The organism is Asticcacaulis sp. (genome assembly GCF_027484505.1).
Lineage (GTDB): Bacteria > Pseudomonadota > Alphaproteobacteria > Caulobacterales > Caulobacteraceae > Asticcacaulis.
In genome coordinates this window covers 1-8,958 of record NZ_JAIXSV010000290.1, presented here as the reverse complement: position 1 = coordinate 8,958, position 8,958 = coordinate 1, and the positions used below count along the sequence as shown (strand labels likewise).

The 8,958-nt window shown below is 61.3% G+C and carries 7 protein-coding genes; 1 reads left to right on the top strand and 6 read right to left on the bottom strand.

Annotated features, from left to right (window positions below; translation table 11 throughout):
- A partial coding sequence (locus Q0072_RS16795) for an RsmE family RNA methyltransferase (RefSeq protein ID WP_298332564.1) occupies positions 1-383 on the bottom strand: 383 nt, incomplete at its 3' end.
- Between the two features lie 24 nt (positions 384-407).
- Complete coding sequence (locus Q0072_RS16790) at positions 408-1,334, bottom strand: alpha/beta hydrolase (RefSeq protein WP_298332561.1); 927 nt, start codon at positions 1,332-1,334, stop codon at positions 408-410.
- A 104-nt stretch (positions 1,335-1,438) separates the two neighbouring features.
- Here Q0072_RS16790 and pelA point away from each other — a divergent pair, with 104 nt between their 5' ends.
- Positions 1,439-2,566 (top strand): pectate lyase, encoded by a 1,128-nt coding sequence (gene pelA / locus Q0072_RS16785; RefSeq protein ID WP_298332557.1) that lies wholly within the window; start codon positions 1,439-1,441, stop codon positions 2,564-2,566.
- Between the two features lie 88 nt (positions 2,567-2,654).
- Here pelA and Q0072_RS16780 read toward each other — a convergent pair whose 3' ends face one another.
- The 4 genes from Q0072_RS16780 to galA all read right to left on the bottom strand — a co-directional run bounded on the left by Q0072_RS16780 (position 2,655) and on the right by galA (position 8,920).
- On the bottom strand, positions 2,655-4,583 hold the full coding sequence (locus tag Q0072_RS16780) for a peptidase M61 (RefSeq protein WP_298332554.1): 1,929 nt from the start codon (positions 4,581-4,583) through the stop codon (positions 2,655-2,657).
- Positions 4,584-4,679: 96 nt separating this feature from the next.
- Complete coding sequence (locus Q0072_RS16775) at positions 4,680-5,099, bottom strand: OsmC family protein (RefSeq protein WP_298332550.1); 420 nt, start codon at positions 5,097-5,099, stop codon at positions 4,680-4,682.
- Complete coding sequence (locus Q0072_RS16770; RefSeq protein WP_298332547.1) at positions 5,096-5,968, bottom strand: pirin family protein; 873 nt, start codon at positions 5,966-5,968, stop codon at positions 5,096-5,098. Before Q0072_RS16770 ends, Q0072_RS16775 begins: the two co-directional genes overlap by 4 nt.
- A 75-nt stretch (positions 5,969-6,043) precedes the next feature.
- Positions 6,044-8,920, bottom strand: a complete 2,877-nt coding sequence (gene galA / locus Q0072_RS16765; protein ID WP_298332543.1) for a beta-galactosidase GalA — start codon at positions 8,918-8,920, stop codon at positions 6,044-6,046.
- Positions 8,921-8,958: the final 38 nt, after the last annotated feature.

Here is an 8,958-nt window from a genome sequence, read left to right as displayed (position 1 = left end):
AGTTGCAGCCGTGCGACATTGGTGTGGTCGGCATTGGTGCGGCGCGTGATCAATAGTTGAATTTCACCCGCCCCCAGCTCGGTTGCTTTTTCGATGATGGTTTCCAGCCGCGCACGTTTCACAAGCGCAATCAATAGCTTCGGCGCATGCCCTGCGGCCGGTTGCGGGCGCGTTTGCGCGATCAGCTCGACATGGACGTGCTTCTTGCTCACGGCCTGCAAACGGCCGCGCCATTCGCCGTCACGGCCATTAAAGACGCTAATCTCATCGCCCTCACCCAGCCTCATCACGGCAGCGACATAGCGTGCCTGATCGGGGTTGAGCGGGAAGATCAGCCCTTCGGCAAAGGGCGGCGTGGTTTCGGCGATAAACAGTCGGATCATACCGGGGTGATAAACCCCGCCCGGCTATTTGCCAATATGCGCCGCGATAAAGGCGTCTATGGCGTCGGTATAAGGACCGGGGACGCCCACCATCTTGTTGATGTCACCGTGGCTCTTGTCTTCTTTCTGCACCGGTGCCGGCTTGCCAAGATTCCGCAAGGCCCGGCTGAAGGTGTCGGCCTGATCGCAGGGCCGGTCCTTGCGCTGGGTCGAACACACCATCATCATGGGTATGGCCTGCGGCGTCAGACGCTCCAGCGGCGAGGCCTGAGTCCAACGCTTCGGATCGGTGCCAAAGGCGTTGGTATAGAGGGACAGGACGCGCTTTTGCGTCATCGTGGCCCTAAGATCGAGCGTCGCCGAGTCGAGCACCACCGTACCGGCCCACAGTCGCCCGCCCTTCGCTGTCACCACCGACGGGTCAGCCGAAGTCAGGGCCACCAGTTGCGCCCCGGCGCTGTGCCCCATCAGGATCAGGCGCGACGCATCGCCGCCCCAGTTGGCGGCGTTTTTCTGAACATAGGCCAGCGCCGCCGCCACATCCTCGGCCTGCGCATAGGCATCTGCCTGCGGCAAAAGGCGATAATTGACGCTGACGACGATATAGCCCTGGGGCAGCCAATGCCCGACCTTGTTTTCGACCACGCCGCTATTGGCCTTGTCACCCGTCCGCCAGCCGCCGCCATGCACCATGACGATCATCGGCGCGTTTCGGGCATTGACCGGCCTGTAGACGTCCATCGCCTGCAAAGGGTCCGCCCCGTAACTGACGGTCTGCTTTTGGGTGCCGGGCAGGACGGCCTTATATACACGCGCGCCTTCTTCTCGACTCTCGCCGTCCTGAAGCCGCTCCGTGTAGCGTTCCTTTAACCGCTCACGCAGCGGCCCCTGCGCATATGCTGGTGCAGACGCCAACATCAGAAGGCTTAGCAGGACAGGGGTGAGGCGCATGGCAAATCTCCGTTATGTCACGGCTGATACGCCCAGTGCGCGCCGGACCCTGCGGCCGTAGCGAAATTTCCGCTTCGTGTTAGGCTGGCAAAAAAGGAAACACCATGAAGACAATGCCCGCCCTTATTGCCGCCCTCACCCTGTCAGCCTGCGCCACGCCGCCCCCAGCGTCTGCACCGTCGCTGGACGGCTTTTACGACGCCGTCCATCACTGGCAGAACAAGAACGGCAAGACCTATGCGCGCTATGCTGACAACGACGTGACGGCCATCGCCGATAATCTGCTTCTGCTGCAAAGGGATAATGGCGGCTGGATCGAGAATCGCGACCCGGCGCGCATCCTGTCCAAGGCGGAAAAGGCGGTGGCGCTGAAGGAAAAGAGCGACCCGGCCTTCAGCTTCGACAATCGCAACATCTATACGCAGGTCGAATATCTGATGGCGGCCTTTGAGCGGACACAGCGGTCAGACTACCGTTCCGCCGCCTTACGCGGCCTCGATCTGATCCTGTCGCAGCAGATCAAAAACTGCGGCGGCTGGCCCCACACCGTGCCGGCCAAAAGCAGCTTTCATGACAAGATCACCATGGCCGATGAGGTGACATCGGGCAATCTGCGCCTGCTGCGTCGCATCAGCACAGGCGAATATCCTTTTGTTTCCGTGAGCAAAGACCTGCGTAAGCAGGCGGCATCGGCGGTGACCGCCGGAGACGCCTGCCTGCTCAGGCTGCAAATCCGTCAGAACGGGCAGCTAACGGGCTGGGCGGGTCAGTACGATCCCGTGACCTTGCAGCCCGTCAAGGGCCGCAGCTTTGAACTGGTCTCGATTGTCTCTCAGGAAAGCGTGGAAAATACCCGCTATCTGATGTCCATTCCGAACCCCTCGCCTGAGGTCATCGCCGCCATCGAAGGGGCCGTAGCGTGGATGAAGCGCTCGGCCATTACCGGCAAGCGGCTGGAGACCTTTGCCTTGCCCGCCCCGGTCAAGTACGACTATCACACGGCAACCACCGATAACCGGCTGGTGGATGATCCCTCGGCGCCGCTTCTGTGGGCGCGATTCTATGATGTCAGCGACAATTCGGTGATCCTGGCCAACCGCGACGGTGTGCGGGTCGCCACCTATGCCGACATCCACCCGGAACGGCGCTCAGGCTATGGCTGGTATGGCCAGTGGCCGCAAAGGTTGATCGAGATAGAGTATCCGGCGTGGAAAGCGCGGGTAAAGAGGTAAACCCCCACCACCGCATCTCAGCGGCTTCCGCCGCTTCGTGCGGTCCCCCTCCCCGGCACGCCGGGGAGGTATAAACCACCTGACCCTGCTACTTCTTCTCCGCGAGAATATCGTCCAGATAGGCCTTCTTGCCTTCGATACGCTCAAGGCGCGGATAACGCAGGCCGCCCTTATAGTCGATCGTCACGGTCTTATAGGTCTTGCCGCGTTTGATCAGCAGCTCGACCGGCTTACCATTGGCTTTGGCGGCATCGGCAATGGCGGTTTTAAGACCATCCGCCTCATAGGCGGTGCCATTGACGGCGACCACGCTCATACCCTGCCCCAGTCCCGCCTTGAAGGCCGGGCTGTCCCAGAAGACGCTGCTGATGTCACCCGTGGCGGTCAGTGACAGCCCCAGCGAATAGCTGAGGTCCGTGGTCTTCAGCTTCTTTTCGCGCGCCTTGAACCAGTCGGTCGGCGTGGCGCTATAGGTCAGCTTGTACCCCCCACGCTCCAGCCCGTCGAGGAAGGTGCCCTTTGAGGTTTCGTTGACGCGCGTTTTGAGGAAGGTGTCCCAGTCATAGGCATAGACGCTGTTCAGCGCGGCCACCACGTCCTTGAATTCATAGGTTTCCGGCGTCCACGAACCATCCTTGATACCGAAGAACAGGCCGGCAAAATCATCCAGTGACTTCTTGTTATTGGTCTTTTCACGGATCAGCGTATCGGCGTCGAGCCAGATCAGCAGCCCCACGCTGTAATAGTCTTCATTGCGCTGCTGGCTCAGCCAGTTCTTGGGCTGACGCGCCGACAGGATCGGGTCATTGGTGGTATCGAGCACCGGACGCCACTGCGAACCGGAGAAGTTGTCGTACTGCGCGGCGATCAGGGCGATGGCCTGCTTCGTCTGCTCCGGCGTGTAGAGGCCCGACCGCGCCGACAGAATATAGCCCCAGAACTGCGTCTGACCTTCATACACCCACAGCAGGCTGTTGCGCATGGGGGTATGGAAATCCGGATTATAAAGGTCGGCACCGCGGCGGAACTTGCCGTCCCACGAATGGGTAAATTCGTGCGGCAGCAAATCACGCCCGACATAGTTCCCGGCCCAGCCGGTGAAATAGTCTGAGTCATGGCCGTTTTCCGACGACCGGTGATGTTCAAGGCCAATATCGCCCAGTTCGTCCGACAGATGGACCAGGAAGTCATAATGGTCGTAATGCTGCGATTTAAAGACCTTGACCGCCTGCGCCACCATCTTCTTATGGATGGCGATCTGCTCATCCGTAGCGGCCAGATCCCCCGGCTTATCGGCAAAGACATTCAGGCGTACCGGCACCTTGGGATCGATGCTGAGGTCGATGGTCTTCTTGTATTTCCCGGCAAACATCGGTGAGTCGATGAAATGCTCATAGGGCAGAGGCTTGAAGGTGACGGTGCCGTCGGCATTTTTCGAAGCGGTATCCAACGCCACGGCATAGTCCCAGCCTTCGGGCAGTTTCAGCGTCAGTTCAACGGGGATGCGGCTCACGGCATAGCCCGCCGGATACATGGACAGGTTTTCCCATTGCAGATTGGCCATGACGTCGGTGACCACCACACGACCTGCGGCCGTGGTCATGGGCGTCAGGAAGTCGAACTCGGCCACGACCTCCGTCGCGCCGGCAGGCACGGTCAGGTGAAACGCCGTCACTTCGACCGGATCGCGCAACCAGCTCAGGTTCTGACCACCCGCCGAAAACCGCACATTGGCGATCTTGTCCGCTTGCGGGCGCGGGGCGTGCTTGCCGGGCAGCCAGCGCGGCATGACCAGGATCAGCTCCCCGGCCTTGGACACAGGGATGACCTGACGCACGCGCATGACCCGCTGCTGCGTATCGGTGGCATCGACATAGACCTTCAGCGTGCCGGGATAATCGACCTGCGCCGACACCGGCAGGGGTGGCGGCAGCGGCGCCGTGACCTGAGCCGAAACCGGAACCGAAAACAGAGCCGCCGCCAAAACCGCCGCGCTGACCATCATGCCTTTTTTCATTGACGCCACCTTTTTCATGTCGTGGCGACATTAAAGAGGCTCGACGCGCCCTGTAAAGTCATAATTGTTTCAAACGAAAGCGACGGAAACGCCAACTCAGGCCGTAAGCGTCTCAATAAACGCGCCACCCGTCAGGGTTTTGTGCACCGGGCATTTGGCGGCAATGTCGTGCAGTCTTTGCCGCTGCTCCTCGCTCAGTTGCTCGCCGATAATCGTCACCGACTTACGGAAGATATCAGCCTTGCCCGACGCGTGACCGGCGACCTTTTCGTGGGTCAGCTCTACGCGCACGTCCTGTAAGGGCCAGTTCTTCTGTCTGGCGTACCAGCGTACCGTCATGGCCGTGCATTCGCCCAGCGCCGCCGTGAGATAGTCATAGGGCGACGGGGCGAGGTTCAGCCCGCCTTGCGCCTCAGGTTCGTCGCCGCTGAGGCGATGGCCGCTGACCTCGATAGCGACGCTGAAATCGGAGATATGGGTCTCTTCAACCCGTGCGGAAATCAGATCAGACATCATTCGACCGGCAGCGGGATGAATTCGATCTCGTCGCCCGGCACCTTGGGGAAACGTCCTTCGCGCCAGTCGGCCTTGGCCTGCTCGATGCGCTCTTTGCGCGATGAGACAAAATTCCAGTAGATGTGGCGCTCGGTAAAGGACTCCCCGCCGATCAGGGCCAGTTGCGCCTCCGTGTCGGTCGTGACGCTGACCGTCACGCCGCTGTTGAGGATGACCATGTGCGAAGCCTCAACCGGCGTGCCATTGACCGTCGCGCGGCCCGACACGACGTAAAGGCCCCGCTCAGCGACATGATCGGGCAGGACCAGCGTCTGCCCGGCGCTCAGGCGTGCCTCCAGATACAGCGTCTCTGCATAGGTCTTGACCGGCGACGTCACACCATAGGCCGTGCCCATCATCACCCGCACCGGCACATCTTCGACCGTCAGTGCCGGAATCTCTTCGGCGTCATAGTGGAAAAAGGCCGCCTCGATCTCTTCGTCGGCTTCCGGCAGGGCGTGCCACAGTTGCAGCCCGTGCAGTTGCCGCGTGGTGTCGATGCCTTCCAGCGGCTCGCGTTCGGAATGGACGATGCCCCTGCCCGCCACCATCAGATTGATGGCCCCCGGCGTAATAACCTGATCGGAGCCCAGCGAGTCGCGGTGGTGGATATGGCCTTCAAACAGGTAGGTGACGGTGGCCAGATTGATGTGCGGGTGCGGGCGAACATTGGTGCCCTTGCCCGGCTCAAACACCGCCGGCCCCATATGATCAAAGAAGATCCACGGCCCGACCATGCGGTGTTTGGCGAACGGCAGGATGCGCTTGACGGTGAAGCCGCCCAGGTCCTTTTCGCGCGGCGGAATAAGAAGTGCGATGGCGTCGGTCATAAAGGCCCCCGATGGCTGATTTGCCGCAAGGCTTACGCTCTTTCCCCGCACGGGTCATGCAAAATCGTGTGCGCTCTACTCCGCCTGAAAATCGACTGTGGCCGCTGTCAGGCCCGATGACACCAGCCTCAGATGCCCGCGCCCCGGCTCCCCTGTGGATTGCACGATCACCTGCGCCCAGCCGTTGAACAGGCGGCGCTGCCACGGGGCTGCCGGGGTCGTGACCCGCAGACTGCCCCAGCGCGAGCCGCCCACCGACTGATCATACAGGGCCTGCACGCCACCGGTTGGCGTCGTCATGACGTAGCTCAGGCTGTTGCGATCCTTGAGTTGTGAGGTGTCAAGCCGGATGACCTGTGCGCCATCAACCGTCTGCGCCGTTACCGCCTGCCCGTTGACATAAAGGTGCTGATCCGGAGTCAGTTGGCCGACAAAGAGCACGGCCTGTTCGCCCGCGCTTATTATGGGGCGGGCAAATTCACCCCTCAGCACAAGGCCCTTGGTCAGAGGCGGCTGAGCCTCCGGGGGCAACCACTGCGACGGATCACGCCAGTTGGCGGTGTCGGCCGTCTCGGCGACAGGCCGCGATGTGTCGGTCAGGTCGTCTATGGCCAGACTGCGCCAGTTCGACAGGCTTACATAGCGATGGCGCTCGGCCGGACAGTCCACTTCGTGAGACCCCGGATCGCCATTGCCCATGCCGATCAGCCGAAACGGCCCCGACACCTCAAAATCTATGCGGTTATCCGCCGTGGGCACAGGACGCCCCTTTTTGTCGGTCACCTGAACCCAGACCACCGAAATATCGCTGCCGTCGGCTTTCAGCGCCGTCTTGTCCGGCCGCGCGACCACCGCCGCCGGTACGGCCGTGGTGCTGACGTTTTGTACGGCCACCTGCCGCCCCTTCTGATAGGCTTTGGCCGTCAGGGTGCCGGGCGCGTAGGGCACGCGCCATTTGAGGTGCGAATAGCGCGGCATCGACTGACGCCCCAGCGACTTGCCATTGAGGAACAGCTCGACCGCATCGCCATTGCTATAGACGCGGACATCGATCGGCTGACCTTCGCGCCCGGCCCAGTTCCAGTGCGGCAGGATGTGCACCATCGGCTGATCCGTCCACACCGATTTCAGATAATAGGCCGTATCCTTAAGCACACCCGTCGTATCCACCATGCCGAATTGCGACGAAATGGCGGGCCAGCCAAACGGTGTAGTTTCCCCGCGATAATCGAAGCCCGTCCACACAAACATGCCCGACATCCACGGACGCGCCATGACCCGGTTCCAGCCTTCTTCGATGCTGAGGCTGCTGCCCGGCCGGCCCTGACGGTCATAGGCATTGAGGTGCACCCTTGCCGGGTCATCGAAATAAATGCCGCGCGTGGTCAGGGTCGAGCCTTCCTCGGTCATGAGGGCCGGCTTTTCCGGATGTTGCGCGTGGAAGCCATCTACGTCGTGCTGAGCGCCATAGTTGAAGCCGATGACATCCGCGCCGACCGAAGTGCCCTTGCCCGAACCGCTGGTGGCGACCGTCGTGCGCCGCGTCGGATCGAGCCGCCTGACGAAATCCTGCATTTCGAGCGCCAGATGCGTGCCGATGTCCTTCCATTCCAGCGCCCACTCCTCATTGCCTACCGACCACAGGATGACGCTGGGGTGGTTGCGGTCGCGACGGATCAGGCGTTCGAGCTGGTGGGTGATTTCCGGGCTGGTCCCCATCATGCGGTGTTCGTCGATGACCAGCATCCCCAGACGGTCGGCTTCATCGAGAAGCTCCGGTGTCGGCGGGTGGTGCGAGGCGCGGTAGGCATTGACGCCAAAGGATTTGAGCTGCTTCAGCCGCCAGGTCTGCAATCCGTCCGGCAGGGCAACACCGATGCCGGCATGGTCCTGATGGTTATTGGTGCCCTGAAGTTTGACGGCCTTGCCATTGAGGAAAAAGCCCTTGTCCGGATCAAAAGTGACGGTGCGCACCCCAAATCGGGTGTCGTAGCGGTCCACGATCTGACCGTCGCGCAACAGGCTTGTGCGCAGGGTATAGAGATACGGGTCTTCCAGCGACCACAGATGGGCCGCAGCCAGCGTCAGGGTGGAGGCAAACACGCCGTCCGATACGGCGTTCACGGACCGCTCGGCCTGCGTTGTTTCGGCCACGACCTGCCCGCGGGCGTCCACCACCTCATGACGGATCACAAACCCCTTTGCGGTTTTGAAGGCATTCTGCACAGTCAGGTCGATGTCGAGCCGGGCATTCGATCCCTCCACGGTCGATCGGACGAAGGTGCCCCACTGCGCCACGTGCAGCGGATCGGTCTTGGTCAGCCAGACATGGCGGTAAATGCCCGCCCCTTCGTAGTACCAGCCCTCTTCGACCGTCGCGTCAGCGCGTACCGCGATCAGGTTTTCGCCACCAAAATTGACGTAATCGGTAATGTCGTAACGAAACCCTGAATAGCCGCTGGGTTCGCTGCCGAGGTAGTGCCCGTTGATCCACACCACGCTGTTGCGATAGACGCCATCGAATTCCAGCGAAATGCGGCGCCCCTTGTCCGAAGCCGGAATCGTAAGGGTTTTGCGATACCAGCCGACGCTGTTTTCCGGGAACGGGTGTCCGATGGCCTTGGAGCCGTGGTTGGCATTGCCGCGTTGGTCAAAGGGCAGTTCGACCGCCCAGTCGTGCGGCAGATCGACCTTGCGCCAACTGACATCACTGAAGTCCGGATTGGCCGGACCGTCGCCATAACCCGCCTTGGCGAAGAAAAAAGGCCGCAGACCATAGCCAAAGTCGCGCTGCGCCTCATCGGCATGGCCGTAGGCAAAACGCCAGCCCTTATCGATATTGAGACGCTCACGCGGGGTCTGGGCCATAGCGGGCAGGACCAGCCCGCATATCAGCAGTAGCGCTGCCAGCAACCCCCTGAAAAGGCTGCCTGTGTGTGTCTGTTTGCGCATGTCATCCCCTGCCCGTGTTCTGTGTTTGCTGCGTTATT